The organism is Blautia coccoides (assembly GCF_034355335.1).
GTDB classification, from domain to species: domain Bacteria; phylum Bacillota; class Clostridia; order Lachnospirales; family Lachnospiraceae; genus Blautia; species Blautia producta.
Genome location: NZ_CP136422.1, coordinates 2,667,382 through 2,692,674 on the forward strand (window position 1 = coordinate 2,667,382; position 25,293 = coordinate 2,692,674).

General features: G+C 47.5%; 23 protein-coding genes and 1 riboswitch. Of the genes, 21 read left to right on the forward strand and 2 right to left on the reverse strand.

What is annotated here, in order from left to right; all coding sequences use genetic code 11:
* Positions 1-54: 54 nt before the first annotated feature.
* The 10 genes from BLCOC_RS11830 (at position 55) to BLCOC_RS11875 (ending at position 13,856) form a co-directional block, all read left to right on the forward strand.
* Complete coding sequence (locus tag BLCOC_RS11830) at positions 55-2,157, forward strand: EAL domain-containing protein (protein ID WP_165907256.1); 2,103 nt, start codon at positions 55-57, stop codon at positions 2,155-2,157.
* Positions 2,144-2,596: a PaaI family thioesterase gene (locus tag BLCOC_RS11835; protein WP_115622288.1), complete on the forward strand. Its 453-nt coding sequence runs from the start codon at positions 2,144-2,146 to the stop codon at positions 2,594-2,596. The genes BLCOC_RS11830 and BLCOC_RS11835 overlap by 14 nt, the downstream gene beginning before the upstream one ends.
* Positions 2,597-2,834: 238 nt before the next feature.
* Positions 2,835-4,169: a putative aminohydrolase SsnA gene (ssnA, locus tag BLCOC_RS11840; protein ID WP_018594896.1), complete on the forward strand. Its 1,335-nt coding sequence runs from the start codon at positions 2,835-2,837 to the stop codon at positions 4,167-4,169.
* A gap of 23 nt (positions 4,170-4,192) precedes the next feature.
* A complete protein-coding gene (gene ygfK, locus BLCOC_RS11845; protein WP_115622289.1) occupies positions 4,193-7,186 on the forward strand; it encodes a putative selenate reductase subunit YgfK in 2,994 nt (997 codons plus the stop codon).
* 231 nt (positions 7,187-7,417) lie between these two features.
* A complete protein-coding gene (locus BLCOC_RS11850; protein WP_018594898.1) occupies positions 7,418-9,091 on the forward strand; it encodes a glutamine--tRNA ligase/YqeY domain fusion protein in 1,674 nt (557 codons plus the stop codon).
* 49 nt (positions 9,092-9,140) lie between these two features.
* A complete protein-coding gene (gene pdxR, locus BLCOC_RS11855; RefSeq protein ID WP_029469428.1) occupies positions 9,141-10,607 on the forward strand; it encodes a MocR-like pyridoxine biosynthesis transcription factor PdxR in 1,467 nt (488 codons plus the stop codon).
* Between the two features lie 112 nt (positions 10,608-10,719).
* A riboswitch (TPP riboswitch) is annotated at positions 10,720-10,832 on the forward strand.
* Positions 10,833-10,983: 151 nt separating this feature from the next.
* A complete protein-coding gene (locus tag BLCOC_RS11860; RefSeq protein ID WP_018594901.1) occupies positions 10,984-11,280 on the forward strand; it encodes a thiamine-binding protein in 297 nt (98 codons plus the stop codon).
* Entirely contained in the window at positions 11,249-12,013 is a 765-nt protein-coding gene (locus BLCOC_RS11865) for an ABC transporter permease (RefSeq protein ID WP_029469427.1), read from the forward strand. Before BLCOC_RS11860 ends, BLCOC_RS11865 begins: the two co-directional genes overlap by 32 nt.
* Positions 12,014-12,039: 26 nt before the next feature.
* The gene (locus BLCOC_RS11870; RefSeq protein WP_115622290.1) at positions 12,040-13,083 is read left to right on the forward strand and encodes an ABC transporter substrate-binding protein; all 1,044 of its coding nucleotides are present in this window, start codon (positions 12,040-12,042) and stop codon (positions 13,081-13,083) included.
* Positions 13,084-13,106: 23 nt separating this feature from the next.
* Positions 13,107-13,856: an ABC transporter ATP-binding protein gene (locus BLCOC_RS11875; RefSeq protein WP_115622291.1), complete on the forward strand. Its 750-nt coding sequence runs from the start codon at positions 13,107-13,109 to the stop codon at positions 13,854-13,856.
* A 56-nt stretch (positions 13,857-13,912) separates the two neighbouring features.
* On the opposite strand, the gene BLCOC_RS11880 is transcribed toward BLCOC_RS11875, so the two are convergent.
* Both BLCOC_RS11880 and BLCOC_RS11885 read right to left on the reverse strand, forming a co-directional pair.
* Entirely contained in the window at positions 13,913-14,449 is a 537-nt protein-coding gene (locus tag BLCOC_RS11880) for a hypothetical protein (RefSeq protein WP_018594905.1), read from the reverse strand.
* A gap of 117 nt (positions 14,450-14,566) precedes the next feature.
* Positions 14,567-15,370 (reverse strand): Cof-type HAD-IIB family hydrolase, encoded by an 804-nt coding sequence (locus BLCOC_RS11885; protein ID WP_115622292.1) that lies wholly within the window; start codon positions 15,368-15,370, stop codon positions 14,567-14,569.
* 293 nt (positions 15,371-15,663) lie between these two features.
* Between BLCOC_RS11885 and BLCOC_RS11890 the strand changes: the two genes are divergently transcribed.
* The 11 genes from BLCOC_RS11890 to BLCOC_RS11940 all read left to right on the forward strand — a co-directional run bounded on the left by BLCOC_RS11890 (position 15,664) and on the right by BLCOC_RS11940 (position 25,266).
* A complete protein-coding gene (locus tag BLCOC_RS11890) occupies positions 15,664-16,257 on the forward strand; it encodes a Maf family protein (RefSeq protein WP_018594907.1) in 594 nt (197 codons plus the stop codon).
* On the forward strand, positions 16,254-16,937 hold the full coding sequence (locus BLCOC_RS11895; protein ID WP_115622293.1) for an HAD family hydrolase: 684 nt from the start codon (positions 16,254-16,256) through the stop codon (positions 16,935-16,937). The genes BLCOC_RS11890 and BLCOC_RS11895 overlap by 4 nt, the downstream gene beginning before the upstream one ends.
* On the forward strand, positions 16,915-17,703 hold the full coding sequence (locus BLCOC_RS11900; protein ID WP_115622294.1) for an HAD family hydrolase: 789 nt from the start codon (positions 16,915-16,917) through the stop codon (positions 17,701-17,703). The genes BLCOC_RS11895 and BLCOC_RS11900 overlap by 23 nt, the downstream gene beginning before the upstream one ends.
* A complete protein-coding gene (locus BLCOC_RS11905) occupies positions 17,700-17,963 on the forward strand; it encodes a hypothetical protein (RefSeq protein WP_018594910.1) in 264 nt (87 codons plus the stop codon). Before BLCOC_RS11900 ends, BLCOC_RS11905 begins: the two co-directional genes overlap by 4 nt.
* 290 nt (positions 17,964-18,253) lie before the next feature.
* Positions 18,254-19,621 carry an aldehyde dehydrogenase gene (locus BLCOC_RS11910; protein ID WP_115622295.1) on the forward strand — a complete coding sequence of 456 codons (1,368 nt, stop codon included), beginning with the start codon at positions 18,254-18,256 and terminating at the stop codon, positions 19,619-19,621.
* A gap of 53 nt (positions 19,622-19,674) precedes the next feature.
* Positions 19,675-20,331, forward strand: a complete 657-nt coding sequence (locus tag BLCOC_RS11915) for a class I SAM-dependent methyltransferase (RefSeq protein ID WP_044953999.1) — start codon at positions 19,675-19,677, stop codon at positions 20,329-20,331.
* 184 nt (positions 20,332-20,515) lie between these two features.
* Positions 20,516-22,597: a molecular chaperone HtpG gene (gene htpG, locus BLCOC_RS11920; RefSeq protein WP_018594913.1), complete on the forward strand. Its 2,082-nt coding sequence runs from the start codon at positions 20,516-20,518 to the stop codon at positions 22,595-22,597.
* Between the two features lie 236 nt (positions 22,598-22,833).
* Entirely contained in the window at positions 22,834-23,151 is a 318-nt protein-coding gene (locus tag BLCOC_RS11925; protein ID WP_029469420.1) for a DUF6442 family protein, read from the forward strand.
* An 11-nt stretch (positions 23,152-23,162) separates the two neighbouring features.
* On the forward strand, positions 23,163-23,369 hold the full coding sequence (locus BLCOC_RS11930; protein WP_029469419.1) for a helix-turn-helix transcriptional regulator: 207 nt from the start codon (positions 23,163-23,165) through the stop codon (positions 23,367-23,369).
* A gap of 12 nt (positions 23,370-23,381) precedes the next feature.
* The gene (locus tag BLCOC_RS11935; RefSeq protein ID WP_115622296.1) at positions 23,382-24,062 is read left to right on the forward strand and encodes a response regulator transcription factor; all 681 of its coding nucleotides are present in this window, start codon (positions 23,382-23,384) and stop codon (positions 24,060-24,062) included.
* A complete protein-coding gene (locus BLCOC_RS11940; RefSeq protein ID WP_115622297.1) occupies positions 24,055-25,266 on the forward strand; it encodes a sensor histidine kinase in 1,212 nt (403 codons plus the stop codon). The genes BLCOC_RS11935 and BLCOC_RS11940 overlap by 8 nt, the downstream gene beginning before the upstream one ends.
* The last annotated feature ends 27 nt before the right edge of the window (positions 25,267-25,293 follow it).

Sequence of the window (25,293 nt, forward strand, 5' to 3'; positions counted from 1 at the left end):
GCAGGTATTTGTTTGGTCCCGGTACTATATCCGGCAGACAAAAGGGGGCATTTTATGTATGGAAAAGTATTGAAGATAATTTATAGAATAGAGAATAACAGTGTCATTTCCTCTATCCGAAAGGGGTTTACACTACTGATCCCTGCGCTGCTGGTGGGGGCCTTTGCGCTGCTTTTTAGAAGCTTTCCAGTGCCTGCATTTCAGATGTTTATAGAAAAATGGGCAGGAGGTGTGTTGTATCAGATCCTGAGCTTTCTCTTTGATGCCACGGTGGGATTTATGTCTATTTACCTGGTGATGAGTATCAGCTATTATTACGCGGCCGCCATGAAAGACAGAGACCAGTTCCTGCAGGTCATGGCAATGGTGGTTTCTGCCATTTGTTTTGCAGTGTCATTTGGTGCTGCCGGCGGTTCCATGGAACTTAGTGATCTTGGCCCGGTTGGAGTTTTTACGGCTATGTTTACTGCAGTTGCGGCGACCAGGATTTTTTACTTTTTTTGTAAAAAGATGTCTCCGGCATTCAGGTTTCGTTCTGCCGGTTCGGAAGTGGATTATCGGAATTCCCTTTCCACGATTTATCCGCTATTGCTTTGTACGCTGATCTTTGTGGCGTTGAATCTGCTGATAAAAGCCGTTTTTAAGGCGGATAATCTGAATGATTTGATCACAAATTTTATTGTGGATCTCTTTCACAATGTCAACGATGGTCTGGGGGCAGGGCTGTTGTATGTGCTTGTGCTGGATCTGTTGTGGGCCTTTGGGATTCACGGCGGCAATGCCCTGGAACAGGTGTCCCAGACATATCTGGTGCCGAATGATGCAGTGTCAGGAGCAGTGATATCCAAATCGTTTTTGGATAATTTCGCATTGATCGGAGGATGCGGTACTTCGATCTGTCTGGTGACAGCCCTGCTGCTGTTTGCCGGCAGCAGGGATAACCGGCAGTTGGCCCGTTCAGCGGCTCCAGCAGTCTTTTTCAATATCAATGAAATCCTCGTATACGGACTTCCCATTGTATTAAATCCTGTCATGATCATTCCCTTTATCCTGACACCCTTATGTTCATTGCTGCTTGCGTACGGCGCGGCAGTCAGCGGATTTCTCCCCATTGTGAAGGGAACGGTGACGTGGACTACACCAGTTTTTTTCAGTGGATATCTGGCTTCCGGTTCCTGGAGAGGGGTGGCTGTGCAGGTGGTGATCGTGCTGGTGGGCACTGCGATCTACGCACCCTTTGTAAAGCTGTCTGAACAGGTGAGAAAGCATCAGGCGGAGATGCTGCAGAATGAACTCACAGAATATCTGAAAGAACATCAGGAGGCCGGCACGGCAGTGAGTCTTTTGGGGCAGCGGGACAGCATGGGGATACTGGCAAGAAATATGGCGGCCCAGCTCCGCATTGATGTGGAGGAGAAGAATCTGAACATGGGATATCAGCCTCAGTTTAACTGTGAAGGAGAAATGATAGGGGCAGAGGCCCTTTTGAGATGGCGTTATATGGAGGAGGCCGTTTACCCGCCTCTGGCGGTGGCACTTTCCCAGGAAGATGGATTTTTTGACCGCCTGACAGAGTGCGTCATTGAGACCTCCATGAAAGCGTGCAGCGCTCTACTGGAACTTGGGAGTCCTGTCACGATATCTGCGAATATTACGGCGGAACAATTGAATGAACCCCGGTTTGTGGAGAAGGTTATACGGATGGCAGAGGTGCACCGTGTGGCGGGGCATTACTGTCTGGAGATAACAGAGGAATCTGCAGCGGACAGAATGGAGGAGATCCCTCATCATATCAGCAGACTCAAAGCAGCGGGGATTCTGGCGGCTGTGGATGATTTCAGCATGGGACGGACCAGCCTGAAATACCTGCAGCACAACAGCTTTTATGCCGTTAAGCTGGACGGCAGCCTTGTCAGAGGGATTGTGGGGAACAAACGAAATCAGGAGATCGTATCTTCCATTATCTCTCTCGGCAGGAGCCTGGATTTTGTAGTGATGGCCGAATATGTGGAGACAGAAGAGATCCGCAGCCTTTTGCAGCGCCTGGGCTGTAGTTTATATCAGGGATATCTGTACAGTCCCGCAGTCCCCCTGCAGAGACTGGAAGAAATGCTGCGAAAACAGAAAGGAAGAAGAGACGAATATGATAAAAGATGAAAAACAGAAAAGGATGGAAACAGAGATCCAGCGGGATATAGAAAACATGTATCCTAAAAATCCCGAGCATCTCTACTGCCGAATGGGTCTGGAATTTCATTCCTGCAGTGCTGCAGAACGCTCTCTGACACTGCGCTATCCGGTACAGGAGTGGGAGCTGAACCATATGTCCACCATGCACGGAGGACTCATAGCAGCGGCTGTGGACACCACCAGCGGCGCCCTTACGCGCAATCTGACGGGATGTACTGTGACTCCAACCATTAATCTTAACATCAATTACCTGCTTCCGGGAAACAGGGAAGACGCGCTTTTGGTGACCGCCAAAGCAGACAGGATCGGAAGACATCTGGCCAATATACATACGGAATGCCGCTCTGAGAAGACCGGGAAGCTCCTGGCATCTGCCATGGTCAATTTTATGCTTCAGAGAGATTGAGAAAGAGACGGATAAAAAGCCATCACCAAAGGTCCCATAGGGAAATCGGTGATGGCTTTTTGCTGTATCAGAGGGGTATAAAACAGGGCTGCAGAATGGAATACAAAAAAATTTGTGATACCTCAAAATTTTTTAGAAAAACACTTGCTATTACTTCAATGTAATGATAAACTAGAGTTAATAAATATGGGAAGTGCAGTATACTTATCAAGTATGGAGTTTGCAAGGAGGTAAAACTATGTTAATGATTGGGAACGGAAGACTGGTGACAAGAGATGAGCAGAAACCTTTTTTTGAACACGGGGCAGTAGTTCTGGACGGAAATGTGGTAAAAAAGGCTGGGGATGAAGCAGAACTTAAAAAAGAATTTCCGGATGCGGAGTATGTGGATGCAAAGGGCGGTGTGATCATGCCGGCATTTATCAATGCACATGAGCATATTTACAGTGCGTTTGCAAGAGGTTTGTCCATAGACGGCTACGATCCTCACGGATTTCTGGATATTCTGGACGGTATGTGGTGGACCATTGACCGGCATCTGACACTGGAAGGGACAAAATACAGTGCCTATGCCACATATCTTGACAGTATTAAAAACGGTGTGACAACGGTGTTCGATCACCATGCCAGCTTCTGCCGCATATCCGACAGCCTTTTCACCATCAGTGAAGCGGCAAAAGACCTGGGGATCCGCACCTGCCTCTGCTATGAGATCTCTGACAGAGACGGGATGGAGAAGGCCCGTGAATCTGTAATGGAAAATGAGCGGTTTGCACGCTATGCCCTGGCGGATGACAGTGATATGATCGCAGGTATGATGGGAATGCACGCGTCCTTTACCATCTCCAATGAGACCATGGAGCTGGCTGCAGCACATAAGCCGGATGGGATCGGCTATCACATTCATGTGGCAGAGGGAATCGAGGATCTGCATCACTGTCTGAAACACTATGGAAAGAGGATCGTGGACCGTTTGATGGACTGCGGCATTCTGGGAGAGAAGACACTTCTCGGACACTGCATTTATATCAATGAGCATGAGATGGATCTTTTGAAAGAGACAGATACCATGGTAGTACATAACCCGGAATCCAACATGGGAAATGCCTGCGGATGCCCGCCAACCATGAAAATCGTGGAGAAGGGAATCCTGACTGGACTCGGCACAGACGGATACACTCATGATATGCTGGAATCCTACAAAGTGGCCAATGTTCTTCATAAACACCATCTCTGTGACCCTAATGCAGCGTGGGGAGAGGTTCCTCAAATGCTTTTTGAGGGCAATGCAAAGATCGCGGGCCGTTATTTTAAGAAGGACCTGGGGGTACTGAGAGAGGGAGCGGCAGCAGATGTGATCGTTATGGATTATGATCCGCTCACCCCTATGCATGCAGGGAATATCAACAGCCATGTACTGTTCGGCATGACCGGAAGACAGGTGAATACCACCATCTGCAACGGAAAAATTCTTATGAAAGACAGGGAAGTTTTAGTGGCAGACGAAGCAGAAGTTATGGCAAAATGCAGGGAAGAAGCAAAAAAATTAGCAGATTCTATTAATGGAAGATAAGGGATTTATGGGAGGTTTTTATTATGGGCGATAAGATGACATGTATGCCGTTTTCCCAGATCATGGACTGGGTTCTGGAAGAGAAAAAAGCAAATAAAACGGTGTTCGGAACACATAAAAAGTATGTGGCGGGAGAGGAGAAAACGGAGATCTTCGGAAGAAATCTAGAAACTCCCATAGGTCCGGCAGCCGGACCCCATACGCAGCTTGCTCAGAATATCATTGCGTCGTATTATACAGGAAGCCGTTTTTTTGAGCTGAAGACAGTACAGATCATGGATGGCGCGGAGCTTTCTGCCTGTGTGAATAAGCCGTGTATTCTAGCTGAGGATGAAGGGTATAACTGTGAATGGTCCACAGAGCTGACAGTACCGGATGCTATGAGTGAATACATCAAGGCATGGTTTGCCCTGCATGTGATGGCAAAAGAATTCGGACTGGGTGCACAGGATGGATTCCAGTTCAACATCAGCGTGGGATATGACCTGGCAGGTATCAAATCAGAGAAGATCAATCATTTTATTGACACGATGATGCACGCGGGACAGGATGCCACATTTACGGAATGTAAAAAATGGCTGCTTAAAAATATTGAGAAATTTGATAAATATACGAAGGAGGATGTGGAGGCCATACCGGAAGATATCTGTAATTCTGCCACGATCTCCACGCTTCACGGATGTCCGCCTCATGAGATCGAGAGTATAGCCAACTATCTCCTCACAGAGAAGCATATCAATACCTTTGTAAAATGTAATCCAACCCTTCTGGGATATGAATTTGCCAGAAAGACCATGGATGAAATGGGATATGACTACATGATGTTCGGGGATTTCCACTTTAAGGATGACCTCCAGTATGAAGATGCGGTTCCCATGTTTACAAGACTTATGAAGCTGTCCGAAGAGCTGGGGCTGTCCTTTGGGGTGAAGATAACCAATACCTTCCCGGTGGATGTGACCAGACAGGAGCTGCCAAGCGAGGAGATGTACATGTCCGGCAAGGCACTGTTCCCTCTGTCCATTTCCCTGGCTGCAAAGCTTGCCAAAGAGTTTGACGGACGCCTGCGGATCGCCTATTCCGGCGGCGCAGATTATTATAATATATCCCGGATCGTGGGAGCCGGCATCTGGCCTGTGACAGTGGCTACCACTCTTTTAAAACCGGGCGGATACAACCGCAGTGCGCAGATGGCTGAACTTCTGGTAAAAGAAGGCCTGAAGCCTTTTACAGGAATTGATGTGGAAGCAGTCACAAAACTTGCGGAGGACGCAAAAGGTGACGTGCACCATGTAAAACCCATAAAGCCCCTTCCAAACCGCAAGGTAAAAGACAGTGTTCCCCTTATGGACTGTTTTATGGCTCCCTGTGAGGCGGGATGTCCGATCCATCAGGATGTGAGCAATTATATGGAACTGGCTTCTGCCGGAAAGTATGAGGAGGCACTTGAGGTGATCCTCGACAAGAATCCGCTTCCTTTTATCACAGGAACCATCTGTGCCCACAACTGTATGAGCAAATGTACCAGAAACTTCTATGAGGAGCCGGTACATATCAGAAATGTGAAGCTGGAGGCAGCCCAAAAAGCATACGATGCAGTTATGGAAAAACTGGCTGTTCCCGAAAAGACAGACGGCAGGAAAGCGGCAGTCATCGGCGGCGGTCCCTCCGGTATGGCAGCAGCTTACTTCCTTGCAAGAGGCGGTGCGGATGTCACTGTTTTTGAAAAAGAAAACGCTCTTGGCGGAGTTGTGGCACATGTGATCCCTGATTTCAGGATCACAAAAGAAGCCATAGAAAAAGACGCTGCCATCATCCGAAAAATGGGTGTAAAAGTGGAACTGGGAAGAGAGATAAGCTCCGCAAAAGAGCTGAAAGACCAGGGCTTTGACGCTGTATTTTTCGCAGCCGGAGCCGGCATGCCCGGTGTATTGAAGCTGGAAAAAGGAGAGCCTGTGGACGCCGCTGAATTCCTGAAAGAGTTCAAGACAAAGGACGGAAATGTAGAGCTTGGAAAACATGTGGTAGTTATCGGCGGAGGCAACACAGCCATGGATACAGCCAGAGCCGCAAAACGCACAAAGGGCGTGGAGCATGTGTATCTGGTGTACAGAAGAACAAAACGCTATATGCCTGCAGATGCAGAGGAACTGACACTGGTACAGGAGGAAGGCATTGAGTTCCGGGAACTGCTCTCCCCTGTTTCCATGGAAGACGGAAAACTGCTGTGCAGGAAGATGAAACTGGGCGCCATAGATGCTTCGGGAAGAGCGTCTGTGGAGGAGACCGGTGAGATGGAGACTGTACCTGCACATACCGTGATCGCAGCCGTTGGAGAGCGTGTGGATACAGCGCTTTATCAGGCAAACGGACTTCCTCTTGACAACAGAGGCAAGGTGGTGGCAGACAGCCAGACACTGGAGGCGGTAAGCGGTGTCTATGTGATCGGTGACGGTCTGGGCGGCCCTGCAACTGTAGTGGAGGGAATCCGGGATGCCCAGAAAGCGGCAGCAGCGTTCCTTGGGAATGATGTTGTCTCAGACATGAAAAAGGACGGCTGTGAGGAGTCCTGTTACAGCAAAAAGGGCATACTGGACAGTGAAAAGGAACCGGCAAAAGAAAGCGGCAGGTGTCTGAATTGTGCGGCAGTCTGTGAAAACTGTACAGATGTATGTCCGAACAGAGCTAACATTGCTGTGAAGGTGCCGGGTATGGCTATGCGCCAGATCGTCCATGTGGATTACATGTGTAACGAGTGCGGCAACTGTAAGACCTTCTGTCCTTATTCCAGCGCTCCGTATAAGGATAAGTTTACCCTGTTTGCGGATGAGACCGATTTGGGTGACAGTGAAAACAATGGTTTCGTAGTTCTGGACAGAGAAGAGAAGCGCGTAAAAGTCCGTCTCTTTGGGGAGCCTGTGGAAATCCTTCTGGAAGATGAAAATCCCGCAGTTCCGGCAGGACTCAGAAAGATCATGGACGCCGTTATCAGCGATTACGGATATATGATCCCGTAACATTGTTACTTAATAAATAACGAAGGATCCGGTATGTGGGACTTATCTGCATTTACACGGATACATAAGGCCGGTGCTGTGGCCTTTTCAGACAGGAATCACCTGTAGAAAAGGCCGGGCACCGGCCTTTCCAAATTTTTTGACAGAAAGCCTTTGAAAATTGCCATTTTTATGGTAGTATATTTCTTAGACAAAAAATCACCATAAATATAGATGATGGAGGAACTGTAAGTGGAAAAGGAAACAGCAAAAGAAACCGTTTCTAAAAACTTTATTGAACAGATTATCGACAAGGATTTAGAGGAAGGGAAATACCAGGAGATCTGTACCCGTTTCCCGCCGGAACCCAACGGATATCTGCATATCGGCCATGCAAAATCTATCCTGCTCAACTATGGCCTGGCACAGAAATATCATGGAAAATTCAACATGCGTTTTGACGATACCAACCCTACAAAAGAAAAAGTAGAGTTTGTGGAATCTATCAAAGCGGATATCAAATGGCTGGGAGCAGACTGGGAAGACCGTCTTTATTTTGCCTCCGATTATTTTGACCAGATGTATGAGGCGGCTGTTAAGCTGATCAAAAAAGGCAAGGCATTTGTCTGTGATCTGACCGCAGATGAGATCCGTGAATACAGGGGAACGCTGACGGAACCTGGTAAGGAGAGTCCATACAGAAACAGAAGTGTGGAGGAGAATCTGGATCTGTTTGAGCGTATGAAAAAGGGAGAGTTTGAGGACGGAAGCAAAGTATTGCGTGCCAAGATAGACATGGCTTCCCCGAACATTAACATGAGAGATCCGGTCATCTACCGTGTGGCTCACATGACACATCACAACACAGGTGACAAATGGTGTATTTATCCCATGTATGATTTTGCCCATCCCATTGAGGATGCCATTGAGGGTGTGACTCATTCTATCTGTACCCTGGAGTTTGAGGATCATCGTCCTCTGTACGATTGGGTAGTAAGAGAACTGGAGTATGCACATCCGCCAAAGCAGATCGAGTTTGCTAAGCTGTATCTGACCAATGTGGTGACAGGAAAGCGTTATATCAAGAAACTGGTGGAGGACGGCATTGTGGATGGATGGGATGATCCTCGTCTGGTGTCCATTGCAGCCCTTAGAAGGCGCGGATTCACACCAGAATCCATCAAAATGTTCGTGGATCTCTGCGGTGTTTCAAAGGCCAACAGTTCGGTAGATTACGCCATGCTGGAATACTGCATCCGTGAGGATCTGAAGATGAAAAAGCCTCGTATGATGGCTGTTTTAGACCCGCTAAAGCTGGTTATCGACAATTATCCGGAAGATCAGATCGAGTACCTGGACGTTGCCAACAACATGGAAAACCCGGAACTTGGCAGCAGAAAAGTGCCGTTTGGAAGAGAGCTGTATATTGAGCGCGAGGACTTCATGGAGGTACCTCCGAAAAAATATAAACGCCTCTATCCTGACAATGAAGTGCGCCTGATGAATGCTTACTTTGTTAAATGCACCGGTTTTGAAAAAGATGAAAACGGTAATATAACAGTAGTTCACTGTACCTATGACCCTGAGTCAAAGGGAGGAAACTCTCCGGACGGAAGAAAGGTAAAAGGAACCATCCACTGGGTGGCACAGAAAACAGCAGTGAAAGCGGAGTGCCGCCTTTATGAGAATATTGTAGATGAAGAGAAAGGTGTGTATAACAAGGAAGACGGAAGTCTGAATCTGAATCCCAACTCCCTGGTGGTGCTGAAAGACTGTTATGTGGAGCCGGCGCTTTCTGAGGCCCAGGCTTATGACAGCTTCCAGTTTGTGAGAAACGGCTTTTTCTGTGCAGACTGCCACGATTCCAAACCGGGAGAACCGGTATTTAACAGAATCGTATCTTTGAAAAGCTCCTTTAAATTATAGAAAATGCGTACGCCGCATCTTCTGTGAACCATCAATCAGAGAGAGAATAATGAATGATTTGATCATTTCACTGGATACAAAGGCAGAAGTTCCTTTGTATGAACAGATATGTGAATATTTTAAACAGGAGATCCAGGAAGGACGGCTGGCCGCAGGGATGCGGCTGCCGTCCTCCCGTGCACTTGCAGGAAATTTGGCCGTGAGCAGAAGCACGGTGGATCTGGCCTATGACCAGCTTGTCTCGGAGGGGTATATCGAATCGGTACCGTGTAAGGGATATTATGTATGCCACATCGAAGGGCTTTATTACGGTACGGGCAAAAGGCAGGAAGTGCAGGAGACAGAAAACCATACTTTGCCGGAAGAGGGTTCTGAGGATAGTCTGCACAGGGCGCTTATACAGGCAGGAGGGGCTTCCTATGATTTTGCCCTGAATGGGATCGCCCCCGGCAGTTTTCCTCACAATGCCTGGCGCAGATTATCGCGGCAGGTGCTGACAGATGCACAGGATTCTCTCTTTGCCCTGGGGGATCCGTGCGGGGAACTGTCTCTAAGAGAGGCTGTGTCAGAGTATCTCTACCGGGCAAGGGGTGTTCACTGCGAACCGGAACAGATCCTGGTGGGCGCGGGAAATGATTATCTGCTGATGCTTCTCTGTACCATCCTGGGCAGAAACAGAAGGATTGCCATGGAGAACCCTACATACAGGAGTGCCTGGCATGATTTCGGACATATGGGGTTTGAGAGATGTATCGTAAAGCGGGACGAACAGGGAATAGATGTGAAAGACCTGGAAAAGACCGGAGCGGATATGGTATATGTCATGCCCTCCCATCAGTTTCCTATGGGAACCGTTATGCCTTTGAAACGCCGCCTCTCCCTTCTGAAATGGGCAGGACGGGGAGAACGCTATATCATAGAGGATGACTATGACAGTGAATTCCGCTACAAAGGAAAACCGATACCTGCCTTACAGGGATTTGACAAGGAAGAGCGGGTCATCTACCTGGGAACCTTCTCAAAATCCATAGCGCCCTCCATACGAATCAGTTATATGGTGCTTCCCAAAAAACTGATGCAGAGGTATTTAAGCGGAGAAGATCCCTTTTCCGTCACTGTTTCCAGAGCTGACCAGAAAATCCTGGAGCTTTTTTTGAGGAACGGCCACTATGAGCGGCATTTAAACAGAATGCGCAGTCTCTATAAAGGAAAACATGACCTGCTTCTGCGCTGGCTGAAAGACAGCATGGGGAACGTGTGTGCCTATTCCGGGGAAAACGCAGGGGTGCATCTTCTGGTGCACCTAAAAAACGGGCTGTCTGAACAGGAAGCTGTGGCAAGAGCCGCCGGTGCCGGTGTCAGAGTCTATGGACTCTCTGAATTTCTGGTCAGCGGTCAGACGCCTCCCATACCGGCAACGGTACTTCTGGGGTATGCAACCATGCCGGAGGAAGATCTGCGGGAAGGTATGAGAAGGCTTGCGGATGTCTGGAGAGATGGCTGTTCACAGGTGTAAATGCGGACCGTTACCATTCACAGCTCTGCAAAAAGCGCAGTTCTGTGAACAGCAGCACGCTACGCGGTGCAGATATTAATCTTGACAATTTTTTTACAATGAAGTACACTTGAGAAGACAACAGGGGAGCTGGAGAGAAGTCCGGCTGAGAGTAAAACCGTAATCGTTTTTCACCCTTAACCTGATCCGGGTAATGCCGGCGTAGGGAGCATAAGAGAGGCACCGCATTTGGGTGCGCATTTATTCTGATATTCAGCTCCTGTTCGGGTATAACCTGCCGGGGGCTTTTTGTTTTGCAGAAATCTTCCGGGCAGAAAGCGCTCTGCGCGTAAAATAACAGCAGTAAACCATTATGATTTCTAAGGAGGAAAAGAAAATGAATGCAAGTGTAGCAATCCAGACATTGCCGGAGGCAAAAAATGATGAGGAACTGATCCGTATTGTGGATGAGGTGATCGATTATATTAAAGGTACGGGTCTGAACTATTATGTAGGGCCTTTTGAGACAGCCATTGAGGGTGACTATGACGAGCTTATGGATATCGTAAAAGAGTGTCAGCATATTGCCATTCGTGCAGGTGCGCCTTCTGTTGCGGCCTATATCAAGGTATCTTATAAGCCAGAAGGAGATGTACTGACCATTGAGAAAAAAGTTACAAAGCACCACCAGTAAGCTGTGGGCGGCCGCGGCCCTGGCTGTTATCCTGATCATCTGGCAGTTTGTCTCCATGGCAGGTCTGGTTCCGGGTTATATGCTGCCCTCGCCTATACAGGTGGTGAAGGCTTTTATCAGTGAATTTCCCCTGCTTATGGAGAATTCCAGAGTGACCCTTTTAGAGGCAGCCGCAGGTCTTTTCTGCGGTGTGGCCTTCGGGTTTGTCATGGCGGTCCTCATGGACAGGTATGACAAGCTTTACAAGGCCTTCTACCCGTTGATCGTCATTACACAGACAGTGCCCACAGTGGCCATAGCGCCTCTTCTGGTGCTGTGGTTCGGATACGAGATGATGCCCAAGGTCATTCTGATCGTGATCGTGACTTTTTTCCCTATCACCATAGGACTTCTGGAAGGCTTTCGCTCCGCGGATAAGGATATGATGAATCTCTTGAGAAGCATGGGCGCAGGCAGGCTCCAGATATTCCGCTATATTAAGATGCCGGGGGCCATGAGCCGCTTTTTTGCAAGTCTGCGTATTTCCGCCTCATATTCCGTGGTGGGCGCAGTTATCTCTGAGTGGCTGGGCGGTTTTTCCGGGCTTGGTGTGTATATGACACGGGTAAAAAAGGCGTTTGCTTTTGATAAAATGTTTGCGGTTATTTTTCTCATATCCATTATCAGCCTTATACTCATGAAGCTGGTGGATATCCTGCAGAAAAAATCCATGCCCTGGGAGCGGGCGAAATAAGACAGAACAGAGAGGACAATATTAGGATGAAAAAGAAGATTCTGGCAGCGTTTCTGGCAGCCTGCGTACTCACATCCATGACTGCCTGCGGCAGCGGTGAGGACAGCGGGAATAAGGATTCTGCGGCTGAAAATACAACAGATAAAGACAGCAGTTCCAAAGACCTTGAGAAGGTCACTTTTGTATTGGACTGGACACCGAATACTAATCATACAGGCCTTTATGTAGCAAAAGAAAAGGGCTATTTTGAAAAAGAAGGCCTCGATGTGGAGATCGTACAGCCCCCTGAGGACGGCGCGGACGCTTTGGTGGCATCAGGGAAAGCCCAGTTTGGCGTCTCCTTCCAGGACAGTATGGCACCTGGAGTGGCGGGGGATCATGCGCTGCCCAATACAGCGGTAGCGGCTTTGATCCAGCACAATACTTCCGGTATCATTTCCAGAAAGGGAGAGGGAATGGATCGTCCGAAGGGCCTGGAAGGAAAGAAATATGCCACTTGGGATGCACCTATTGAAAAAGCTATGATGCAGAATGTGGTGGAAAAAGACGGCGGGGATTTTTCTAAGGTAGAGCTGATCCCGAGCACGGTCACAGATGAGGTCTCCGCACTGAAATCAAACTCCGTGGATGCTATCTGGATCTTCTACGCATGGGCGGGGATCGCCACAGAGGTGGCAGGCCTTGATACCGATTACTTTGCTTTTAAAGATATCAATCCTGTATTTGATTACTATACACCGGTTGTGATCGCCAATAATGATTTCCTGGAGACAGAGCCGGATACAGCAAAAGCATTCCTGCGCGCTTTAAAAGAAGGGTATGAAGATGCAGTTGAGGACCCGGAGGGGGCAGCGGACATTCTTTTAAAGGCCTCCCCGGAGCTGGATGAAAAGCTGGTAAAGGCCAGTCAGGAATACTTAAAAGACCAGTATAAAGCAGAAGTGGAGCAGTGGGGATATATAGATCCGGCCAGATGGAATGCTTTTTACGCCTGGCTGAATGAAAATGGATTGTCAGAGGCAGATCTGCCGGAAAATGCAGGATTCTCCAACGACTATCTGCCGGAATAAATGAGCTTCCCGGAGGTTAAGACATGGCAGAATTAAAGGTTTCAAATGTGAGCAAATCCTTTGACGGAGTGAAGATCCTGGAGGATATCACCATTGAACTTCATGACCAGGAACTGGTAAGCCTTTTAGGAGTCAGCGGCGGAGGCAAAACAACGCTTTTTAATGTGATCTCCGGTCTGGAGAAGCCGGAAACGGGGAATGTGTATCTGGACGGCCAGGAGATCACAGGCGTTCCCGGCAATGTAAGTTATATGCTTCAGAAGGATATGCTGCTTCCGTATCGTACGATAGAAGACAATGTAGCCCTTCCCCTTCTCATAAAAGGCGAGAAGAAAAAGGCGGCCAGGGAAAAGGTGCAGCCTTATTTTCAGGAATTCGGCCTGGAGGGAACACAGAAAAAATATCCAGGCCAGCTCTCAGGCGGGATGCGCCAGAGAGCAGCCCTTTTGAGAACGTACCTGTTTTCTCAGAAACTGGCACTTCTGGACGAACCGTTTTCGGCTCTTGATACATTGACAAAGAGTGCTATGCATAAGTGGTACCTGCAGGTGATGGAGCAGATCCATCTCTCCACGATCTTCATCACCCATGACATTGATGAGGCTGTCTTATTATCAGACAGGATTTACCTGCTCACTGGCAGGCCGGGACGGATCACAGAGGAAATACACATCCGGGAACCACGTCCCAGACGCAGTGATTTCAATCTGACAGATGAGTTTTTAAGCTATAAACGGCAGATACTGGAGAAGCTGGATATGGGTCAGGAATAAAATAAGACATGAAAAAACCCGGGTTACGGCTTGTACAGCCGTCCCGGGTTTACTCGTTATTCTGTTTTGTCTGAATCCTCAGAGGTGCTGTCTTCCATGGCTTTTTTAGCATTTTCCATTCTTGTTTTCAATTCCTCAGACACCTGTTCCACGCTTTTTTCCACTGCTTCCTTCAAGTCTTCTGCAGTCTCCGCAGCACCCTCTTTGGCAGTCTTTGCAGCGTCTTTTAAATCCTCTTTTACTTCCTGGGCGGTCTCTTTGACATCCTCTTTTATATCATCGGGATCCAGATCATCCAGATCCATGTCGTCATCCTCAAAGATGTCCTCATCGTCCAGATCATCCAGAATGTCGTCTGTGTGTTCCTTTACTTTATTGACAGTCTCTTCAACCGTTTTTTCTACTTTTTCTTTCAGCTTGCTTGCCACATTCCTGGCAGAAGCGGCGGTTTCTTTTACATTGTCGTGAAAGTCGGCAAAATCTTCTTCCAAATCAGGATCTTCTTCTTTTTGTTTCTTCAAATAATAATAAGCCGCACCGGCAGCCGCGCCGATCACACTGAACCCCAATAATTTTTTTCCAAAACTACCCATATTAATCCCTTTCCTTTCAAATGACTATTTTTAGTATTACCATTATAATACTTTTTAACAGAATATTGGAAGACCTAATTCATAAATTTTACATGAATTTTGTTATAAAGTATTAAATTACATGAATTTTTCAATGATTTCAGCCACACCACCCTGGTTGTTGTCCCTTTCGGTGATGTGATCTGCATGTCTTTTTGCCTCTTGGGTGCCGTTTTTCATACACACGGCAAGACCTGCGGCGTCCAGCATGGTCAGGTCATTTTCCGCGTCTCCGGCGCCTATGGTCTGTTCTATGGGTACGTCCAGATACCGGCAGAGCCAGCGGATGGCAGCTCCTTTGGACACGCCCTCCATAACGTGTTCCAGATAATACTCGCTGGAGAAAAAGATGGAAACCTTTCCCTTGGCCCACGGGAGCATAAAATCCCGGTATGCTTCATGTTTTTTCCTGTCGTCCAGACAGGAGGTCAGGACTTTGACAGGCTCCTCTTTGAGATGATCCAGAAGCTTCGGGTCCACCTTGACCTCCATCTGGGATGACCAGTGGTATTGAGCGGCTTCCGGCCGGTCTTCCGGGGTGACAACATGATCTCCTTCATAGGTCTGGCAGTAAAGGCCAAAGCCGGCAGCCTGTTCAAAGATATGTTTTACATAGGACAGAGGCATGGTGTGCTTATAGAGGATTTCCCCGCTGCAGCAGTCATAGATCATGCCACCGTTGTAGAGGATGGCATAGCACCCCTCCTGGTTCAGACCAAGCCTGTCCACAAATTTTTTCGCGGAGGAATAGGAGCGGCCTGTGCAGATCACAACAGCATTTCCCTTTTGAAGTGTCTTTTGTATGGCAGTGGAATTTACTTCGGGAATCTGTTTTTCATCGTTGAGCAGTGTACCGTCCAGGTCAGTAAAAAGTATTTTCATGGAAAGCTCCTTTTATTCTGTGTTGGCATGTTAAGTGGTTTTCTATCTGTCTATTATATCCCATATCTTCCGGTTTTCCAAGAAAAATCAGTTCCACAGCATATGGGAATGATATGATCACAGCAGGCCTTGGGGCTTTCTCAAATTTCCCGTTGTAGTGTTACAATATGTTCTGGTAAAATAATAACAGATATTGAAAAGTACAGAAGAAAAATTTGGCAAAAAAATATATTGCATGGAAGAGTGAGAGAGGCTATACTTAAAAAAGCATAAATAGAAAGCTGGGAACATTTATGAAAAGAATTATATTAGCCAGTGCTTCTCCAAGGCGCAGGGAACTGCTGGATCAGATAGGGGTAGTTTTTGAAGTATGTCCAAGCAGTGCAAAGGAAGTTATGACATCCAGTCTTCCGCAGGAGGTAGTTCAGGACTTGTCCCGCTGTAAAGGTCAGGAAGTGTTTGAGAAGACATCAGGGGATGTACTGGTGATCGGTGCTGACACGGTGGTGGCATTTCAGGATTCTATTCTCGGAAAACCGGCGGATGAATCCATGGCCCGGGACATGCTGAGACGGCTCCAGGGCAGGAGACATCAGGTATACACAGGCGTCACCCTTTTCATACGGCAGGACGGCGCCAAGATACAGAAGAGCTTCTATGAGAAGACAGAGGTGGTTTTTTATCCCATGTCGGAGGAGGAGATCGACGCCTATGTGAAGACAAAAGAGCCTATGGATAAGGCGGGTGCCTATGGGATACAGGGCAGATCCGCAGTGTTTGTGGAGAAGATAGACGGTGATTACAACAATGTGGTAGGTCTTCCCCTGGCAAGGCTCTACCAGGAATTAAAACAGTTAGGAATAGACATAAAGGAGTGGCATTCATGATTCGGGCATGTATATTTGATTTGGACGGAACGATCGCGGACACAGTGGAATCCATCGGTGTTGTGGGGAACAGGCTTCTAAGCCATTATGGACTTCCCGAACAGCCGATCCGGGAGTATAATTATTTTGCAGGAGACGGAGCGGATGAGCTGGTAAAACGGATTTTAAAAGCCTCCGGCGGCACGGAAAAGGTGGATTATGAGGAGGCAAAAGTGCTGTATCGGAAATGGTTTGAGGAGGACCCGTTTTATCATGTAAAACCCTTTGACGGTATAGTGGAGATGCTGAAAGGCCTGAAGGAGGAGGGAATACGGATCGCCGTATTCTCCAACAAACCACACCACGCAGCAGTGGATGTTGTGAGGCAGATATTTGGTGAAGGGCTGTTCGACGAGGTACAGGGACAGACTGCAGAGGTTCCAAGAAAGCCTTCCCCGGTGGGAGCGCTTGCTATTGCCCGCCGGCTTAAAGTGACCCCGGAAGAATGCCTGTATCTTGGTGATACCAACACAGATATGGAGACCGGAAAAGAGGCAGGTATGTTTACCATCGGCGTTACATGGGGATTCCGTCCAAGAGAAGAACTTGTGGAGCACCAGGCAAAAAAAATAGTGGACAGACCGGATGAGGTACTGGCGTTTGCAAAGGAGAGAAACCATGCTGAAACTGATCGCCAGTGATCTAGACGGAACGCTTCTGCAGGGGACAAGGGAAATTTCAGTTGAAGCGGTTGAGATGATAAAAAAATTATCCCAAATGGGCATTTTATTTGCAGCGGCCAGCGGCAGGCAGTATCCCAATCTGCGGAGACTGTTTGAGCCTGTGAAGGATGATATTGCTTATATTTGTGAAAATGGCGCACTTGTGGTATATCAGGGCAGAGTCCTACATAAAGATGTGTTTGACAGGACATTAGGAGATGAGATACTGGAGAGCATACTGGAAAAAGATAGCGCGGAGGCTCTGGTCTCCGGTGAGAGCACATGTTACATCCAGCCAAAGCAGCCGTCCTTTTATGACCATATCGCCAATTTTGTAAAAAATGATGTGACTCTTATGGACAACATTTTCCGTATAGAGGAACCATACCTGAAGATATCAGTGTATGAGGAGGCCGGTGTGGAGAGCATTTACCCTTACTGGAAAGAAAAATTCGGGGAGCGGGCTACGGTTGTCACCTCCGGATTCGCCTGGCTGGACATGATGCCAAAAGGCGCGGATAAGGGAAACGCCATGGGTATACTGCAGCAGAGCCTGAATATAAAACCGGAGGAATGCGCAGCCTTTGGTGACAATTATAATGACCTGGAGATGCTGTCCAGGGTAAAGTACAGCTATGCGGCAGGCGATGCAAAGGAAGCGGTGAAAAATGCGTGCAGAGCAGAAACAAAACGGGTGGAAACCGTTTTAAATAAAATCATTATTAAAGGAGGATATGCAGAATGAACGAATTCAGTGATGAATGCTTACTCACATTTTTACAGAAACAGGGGCAGCTTTTTGCCGAGCCGGTGGCGGAGACTGTGGAGGAGGCTGAGGCCTTCCTGGAAGACTGCATGGCAGTGGTGGTTGATTCCATCGAGGAAGTCAGGGACTATTTTGAGGAAAACGGAATGGATGTAGACGGTATGTCCCTGGATGAGATTGAGGAGGCAAGTGAGGTGTTTCCGCTGCCGAACGGGCAGTATCTGATCGTAGAAGGCTGATGGATGGGAACACCGGCATGGGTTCTTGGAATTGAAAGCCGGCCATAGCGGCGGGGAAAATCCGTATAGTTTTTGAAAAGCCGAAAAAGGGATGATGAGAATCATGACTTTTTCGGCTTTTTGCTTTTTTCATGACCCCGCTTCCTCCTCTTCTGTTTGAGATAGAGCTTGTTTGAAAAATCATTCCCGCACATCTCACGGAAGGCATTTTTCAAACACACTCTGGCATGCCTTGTCCTTTTTGGAAAAATGTATTACAATAGGGAAAAGTTCGGAAAAGAGGAATGAATATGGAAATAGAAAAACTGGTCCGGCGTCAGAGGAGATTTTTCGGAAAAGGCTGTACGATGTCCCGGGCATTCAGAATTCAGGCCCTTGACCGCCTGGAAAAGACTATAAAAAAGAATGAGGGAGAGATCCGCCATGCTTTGTATCAGGATCTCCATAAATCTTCATTTGAGTCTTATATGACAGAGGTGGGGATGGTTTTGAGTGAGTTGTCTTTTGTGAAAAGACATCTGAAAACATGGATGAAGGATAAGACAGTACCAACACCTCTCGCGCAGTTTCCCGCAAAAAGTTTCGTGACACATGAGCCTTACGGAGTGGTCCTGGTGATGGCACCCTGGAACTATCCCTTTATGCTTTGTCTTGACCCGCTGATCGGGGCCATAGCAGCCGGGAACTGCTGTATCCTGAAGCCCTCTGCATATTCGGAACATGTATCAGCCGTGATCGCTAAGATCATCCGTCAGGCATTTCCACCGGAGTTTGTGGCCGTAGTGGAAGGCGGACGGGCAGAGAACCAGGAGCTTTTAGAGCAGCGGTTTGACTATATCTTTTTTACCGGGGGTGTGACGGTGGGCAGGCTGGTCATGGAGAAGGCGGCCCGTTATCTGACACCCGTGACTCTGGAACTGGGCGGCAAGAGTCCCTGTATTGTGGACAGTACCGCTAATTTAAAGATGGCTGCAAAAAGGCTTGTGTTCGGCAAATATCTGAACAGCGGGCAGACCTGTGTGGCACCTGATTATCTGCTTGTGCAGGAATCTGTCAAAGAGGAATTCCTGGTATATGTAAAGCATTATATCCGGCAGATGTTCGGAGAGGCACCTTTGAAAAATCCGGACTATCCCCGGATGATCAATGAGAAGCATTACCGCAGGGTGATGGAACTGCTCAGAGAGGGGCAGATTGAGATCGGCGGGTACGGAGATGAAAAACGTCTTCAGATCGCGCCCACAGTGCTGACCGGGATCACGGAAGAATCGCCTGTTATGCAGGAGGAGATCTTCGGACCGGTGCTTCCGGTGCTGACCTTTAAAGAGACAGCAGAAGCGGTGGGATTTGTGAAAGAGAGGGAAAAGCCGTTGGCCCTGTATCTTTTTACAAGGGATAAGAGGACGGAGAGAAAGGTTCTCAGAAATCTCTCCTTTGGAGGCGGCTGCGTCAATGACACCATCATTCATCTGGCTACCCCGCATATGGGCTTCGGCGGTGTGGGAGGCAGCGGCATGGGGAGCTATCACGGGAGAGAAAGCTTTGAAACCTTCAGTCACAAAAAAAGCGTGGTGAGGAAGTCAGATATGATAGACCTGCCTATCCGTTATCAGCCTTATACAGAGGGAAAAGAGTGGCTGCTCCGCAGATTTTTATAATATTTCAGACAGCGAAAGCGGCTTACAGTTAGTTCAGAAAGGGGAAACATAAGATGTCAAAGAAACCATCAGACAATGAATATTTCTGGAACAGGAGATCCAGAGTTTACGATGACCAGGTGTGGAAGGTCTATAAAAAAGCGTATAAAAAGACAGTGAAGCGCACACTGCCGTACCTGAACCAGGAGGCAAAAGTCCTGGATTTCGGGTGCGGTACAGGCAATACCACTATTCCCATCTCACAGAATGTGAGGGAGATCGTGGCTATTGACACATCAGAGGAGATGATGGAAAAAGCAGTGCAGAAGGCAGCCGGGGAAGGATGCCGGAACATCACATTCTGTCACACGGATCTGATGAATTTCAGCGGTGAACCGGAGAGTTTTGATGTGGTGACAGCTTTTAACGTGCTTTTATATCTGTCAGACCGGGATCAGGTGTTGGAAAAAATATGGTCTCTTCTCAAACCCGGAGGAGTGTTTATCTCCGCTACAGACTGTCTGGGAAGGAATTTTTCAAGGGACTCCGTGAAAAAGTTTGTGAAGAGCAAGCTGCACCTTATGCCCTATGTGGCTTTTGATACACCCATCGGCCTGATGCGGAAGATCCAGAAAAAAGGATTTCTGGTACTGGAAATCGTAAATCTTCACAAAAATCCGCCGAATATTTTTATCGTGGCGCAGAAGATTGATGACAGGGATGATACATAACTGATTTTATAGTTTGTTTATAATTTTAATAAAAATTTGTTAGCACTCACTGAAAATGAGTGCTAATTTTCTCTTGACTTTTCCTCCGCCGGGTATTAATATTATTTTTAGCAGCGGGAAACCGGAGTAAAGTTTTCCGTAATAAAAATAAGAAAACAGAGAAAAGACAAAGGAGATGCATATCATGGCTAACAAGCGTGGTAATTTATCAATCAATAGCGACAATATTTTCCCGATCATCAAGAAATGGTTGTACTCCGACCATGACATTTTCTTCCGTGAGATGATTTCCAATGGATGTGATGCCATTACCAAACTGAAAAAACTGGAGGTTATGGGTGAGTATACATTCCCGGAAGGACACAAGAACAAGATCCAGGTGATCGTGAATCCGGAAGAGAAGACACTGAAATTCATTGATACCGGTCTTGGTATGACCGCTGATGAGGTGGAAGAATATATTACTCAGATCGCATTTTCCGGTGCGACAGAGTTTTTGGAGAAATATAAAGATAAGACTAACGAAGATCAGATCATCGGACATTTCGGTCTGGGATTCTATTCTGCGTTTATGGTAGCTGATGAAGTTCATATTGATACACTTTCCTACAAAGAGGACGCTGTTCCCGTACACTGGGAATGTGACGGCGGCACAGAGTACGAAATCGGAGAGGGAAGCCGCACAGAAGTAGGTACAGAGATCACCCTGTTCTTAAATGAGGATGCACTGGAATTTGCCAACGAATACCGTGCAAGAGAGATCATTGAAAAATACTGCTCCTTCATGCCGGTAGAAATATTCCTGTCAAAGGCCAATGCAGAGCAGGAGTATGAGACCATTGATGAGGCTGATTTAAGAGAGGATGATGTGGTAGTAGAGCACATCCACGAGGAGGCCAAGACAGAGGAGAAGGAGAACGAAAACGGCGAGAAGGAAATCGTTGAGGTTTCTCCTGCCCAGGATAAAGTAAAGATCAATAAACGTCCGGTATCTTTAAGTGACACCCATCCGCTGTGGACAAAACATCCCAACGACTGTACAGACGAGGAATACAAAGATTTCTACAGAAAAGTATTTATGGATTACAAGGAGCCTCTGTTCTGGATCCATCTGAACATGGATTATCCGTTCAACCTGAAAGGTATCCTGTACTTCCCGAAGATCAACATGGAATACGAATCCATTGAGGGAACCATCAAGCTGTACAACAACCAGGTGTTCATCGCAGACAATATCAAAGAAGTGATCCCTGAGTTTTTGATGCTGTTAAAAGGTGTCATTGACTGCCCGGATCTGCCTCTGAACGTATCCAGAAGTGCGCTGCAGAATGACGGATTTGTAAAGAAAATTTCTGAGTATATCAGCAAAAAAGTGGCTGACAAGCTGTCAGGCATGTGCAAGACAGATAGAGAAAACTATGAAAAATATTGGGATGATATCAGCCCGTTCATCAAATTCGGCTGTTTAAAGGATACAAAATTCTCAGAGAGAATGATGGATTACATCCTGTATAAGAATATTGACGGCAAGTATCTGACTCTGGAAGACTGCATCAAAGCCAATGAAAAACCGGAAGAGGCCAAAGAGACTGAGGAAACTGTAGTTGAGGAAACAAAAGAGGAGACTGCAGAGGACAGCAAGAAAGACGAGGAAGAGAAAGAGCCTGAGAAGACAAATATTTACTATGTGACAGATGAGGTACAGCAGAGCCAGTATATTAATATGTTCAGAGAAGAGGGCCAGGATGCTGTCATCATGAAACATAACATTGACTCCCCGTTTATCTCCCATGTAGAGCAGATCAAGGAAAATGTAAGGTTCCTGCGCATTGATGCGGATATCAATGACTCCGTAAAAGAGGATGATGCGGCAGCGCTGGAAGAGGAGACAAAGACCCTTTCAGAACTGTTTAAAAAGGTGCTGAACAAAGAAAACCTGACCGTTAAAGTGGAAAAACTGAAAAATGAAAATGTTTCTTCCATGATGACCGTTTCAGAGGAAAGCCGCCGTATGCAGGAAATGATGAAAATGTATAATATGTACGGTATGGACCCGTCCATGTTCGGCGGACAGGAGACACTGATACTCAATGCCAACAATAAGCTGGTACAGTATGTCCTGGAGAACGGTGATACAGAGAACACAAATGTGATCTGTGAGCAGCTTTATGATCTGGCTGTGCTGAGCCACAGACAGCTCACACCGGAGGAAATGACAAAATTTGTGACACGCAGCAATGATATCATGATGATGCTTGCAAAATAAGATAAAAAGAGTGCGAAATAAATAAGAACGATCATAGTGCAGTTGTGAAAATGATTTTTTACAACTGCACTATTTTGTATTTATGATACCTGCATTTATGAAATTTGCAGCACCCGCAAAGAGGAGATTGTTCGTCTGGACTGCAAAGAAAACTTGGCAGAAAGTGTTGACAAGAAAACTTGGCATGATATAATATAGATGACAAGAAAACTTGGCAAAGAGAGGAAGGTGCCGTTATGGAAAAAAAGGAAGTTTTGGAGCTGGCCAGGAAGAAAAAGAAAGGCTCCATGGATGAATGGGAAACGCAGGTTTCGCAGAAAGGATTCAGTTTTGTGCTGATGGGGATTCTCTTGGTAACTTTGGCGCTGATGATCGTTAAAATTGTGGCAGGGCAGCCCTGGAGCGATGTGTACTGCATATTTTTTGTGAGCATGGGAATCCATTATCTGTATAACGGGGGGAAGCTTCACAAGAAGTTCGAGATAGGGCTGGGAATCCTGTCAGTGCTGGCTGCCGTGCTGCTGTTTGTCGGCTATATCAGTGAGATTTTTTAGGCGGGCAGCAGATGGACGATGAATTAATTTTAAAAAACCGCCTGAAGGAAGCCAGAAGTGAGAAAAAATTGTCCCAGAACCAGTTGGCTGAGATGGTGGGGGTATCCAGAAATACCATAAGCTCCATTGAGACGGGGCAGTTTAATCCAACAGCAAAACTGGCACTGATCTTATGTATTGCACTGGACAAGAAATTCGAGGAATTATTTTATTTTTGAGGGAGAAATGTTATGCCGCGTATTTTACTGCTGGAGGATGATGAGACCATTGCCTTTGGAATCCAAAGCGCAATGAAAAAAGAGGGGAGCACCACTGTCTGGTGCCGGACCTTAAAGGAGGCAGGAGCCTGCCTGGATGAAAAGACAGACCTTGTGCTCCTGGATCTGAATTTGCCGGATGGGAATGGCTTTTCCTTCTGTCGGCAGGTAAAGGCCTTTGATGAGACACTTCCCGTTATATTTCTCACTGTGCGGGATGAGGAGAAGGATATTGTGAGAGGGCTGGACATGGGAGCAGATGATTATATTGTGAAACCGTTTCTTTTGTCGGTTCTTTCCTCCAGGATCCGTGCTGTTCTAAGAAGGAGCAGCAGGACTGCGGAGATGGGAAGGCTTGCATGCGGCCATATTTCCATGGATACAGAGAAGATGAAAGCATATCTTGGGTCTGAGGAGGTGGTATTGACAGCCGGGGAACTGCGGCTGCTGCGGGTGCTTCTGGAGAATAAGAACCAGGCAATAACCAGGAACCGCCTTCTTGAGCTTCTGTGGGATGCGGATGGAAATTTTGTCAATGACAATACCCTGACAGTCACTATGAAACGCCTCAGGGAAAAGCTGGGGAACCCGGAGCAGATCCGGACGCTTAGGGGGATTGGTTATCGGATGGAGGAGATAGCTGAGAATGGATAAGAGAGCAAGGAGGATCACCATACTGGGGGCACTTGCGGCGGCCCTTTTCCTGGGAGCTGTTCTGGGTTTTGGATTTTCCGTGATTTCCGCCCACACCCAGAGAGAGAACGCGGAGTATATGATCTCCTACACCATGGAGGAGGAACCGGAACTTACAGAAAAGGTGGCCAAGATCTTGAAAGAAAGCCGGAGTGTAGAGGTTTCCGGGGAGGGAAAAGAGTGGCTGGATAGGTACGGATACACGGACGGATATTACAGAAGCGGTCTTCTGCCCGCCTATATGGGCATATCCTGCGCGGGGCTTGCAGTGATATTCCTTATCTGGCTGTTTTGGTATACAAAGGCAGAGCGGGGGAGGACGCAGCGTATGGAAGAACTGACTGCGTATCTGGAGGATGTGAACCAGGGACGAGAGACAGTGCTGGCACGCAGGGAGGACTCTTTTTCCATACTGGAGGATGAGATCTACAAGACCGTCAGGGAGCTTCGCAGGACAAAGGAGGAGGCATGCCGGGAACGGCAGAATCTGGCGGATAATCTGGCAGATATTGCACACCAGCTAAAGACGCCCATTACCTCCATGTCCCTGATGGTACAACTGATCCGGGAGGAGGAAGTAAACCGGGAGACAAGAGCTTATCTGGAGCGCCTGGAGCGTCAGATTTCCCGTATGGAATACCTGGTTGCCGGTCTTCTGACACTATCCAGGCTTGACGCGGGAACACTGGAATTGGAACAGGAAAGTCTGGATGCGGCCTCTGTGATGATCCAGGCCTCAGAGCCTCTGGAACCTCAGATAAAAGAAAGAAATCAGACCCTGGATCTGCAGATGCAGCCGGAATGCGTTTTCTGCGGTGACAGGCATTGGACGGCTGAGATTTTTTCCAATTTGATAAAAAACTGCAGCGAACATGCAGGAAATGGAGGGAGGATCACAATAAAATACCACCAGAATCCCCTTTATACGGAGATCCTGGTGGCGGATAACGGCCCCGGATTTGATAGGGAGGACCTGCCCCTCTTATTCCAGCGGTTTTACCGGGGAAGTAATGCCTGCAAGGACAGCATTGGTATTGGTCTGGCTTTGTCAAAAGCACTGGTTGAGCGGCAGAACGGCACCCTGCGGGCAGAGAACGCTGCAAATGGGGGAGCCTGTTTTACTGCTAGGTTTTATACGGACCGGAGCATATCGGGCATATCTTAAAATCAATTCCATGATCCATACACCCCG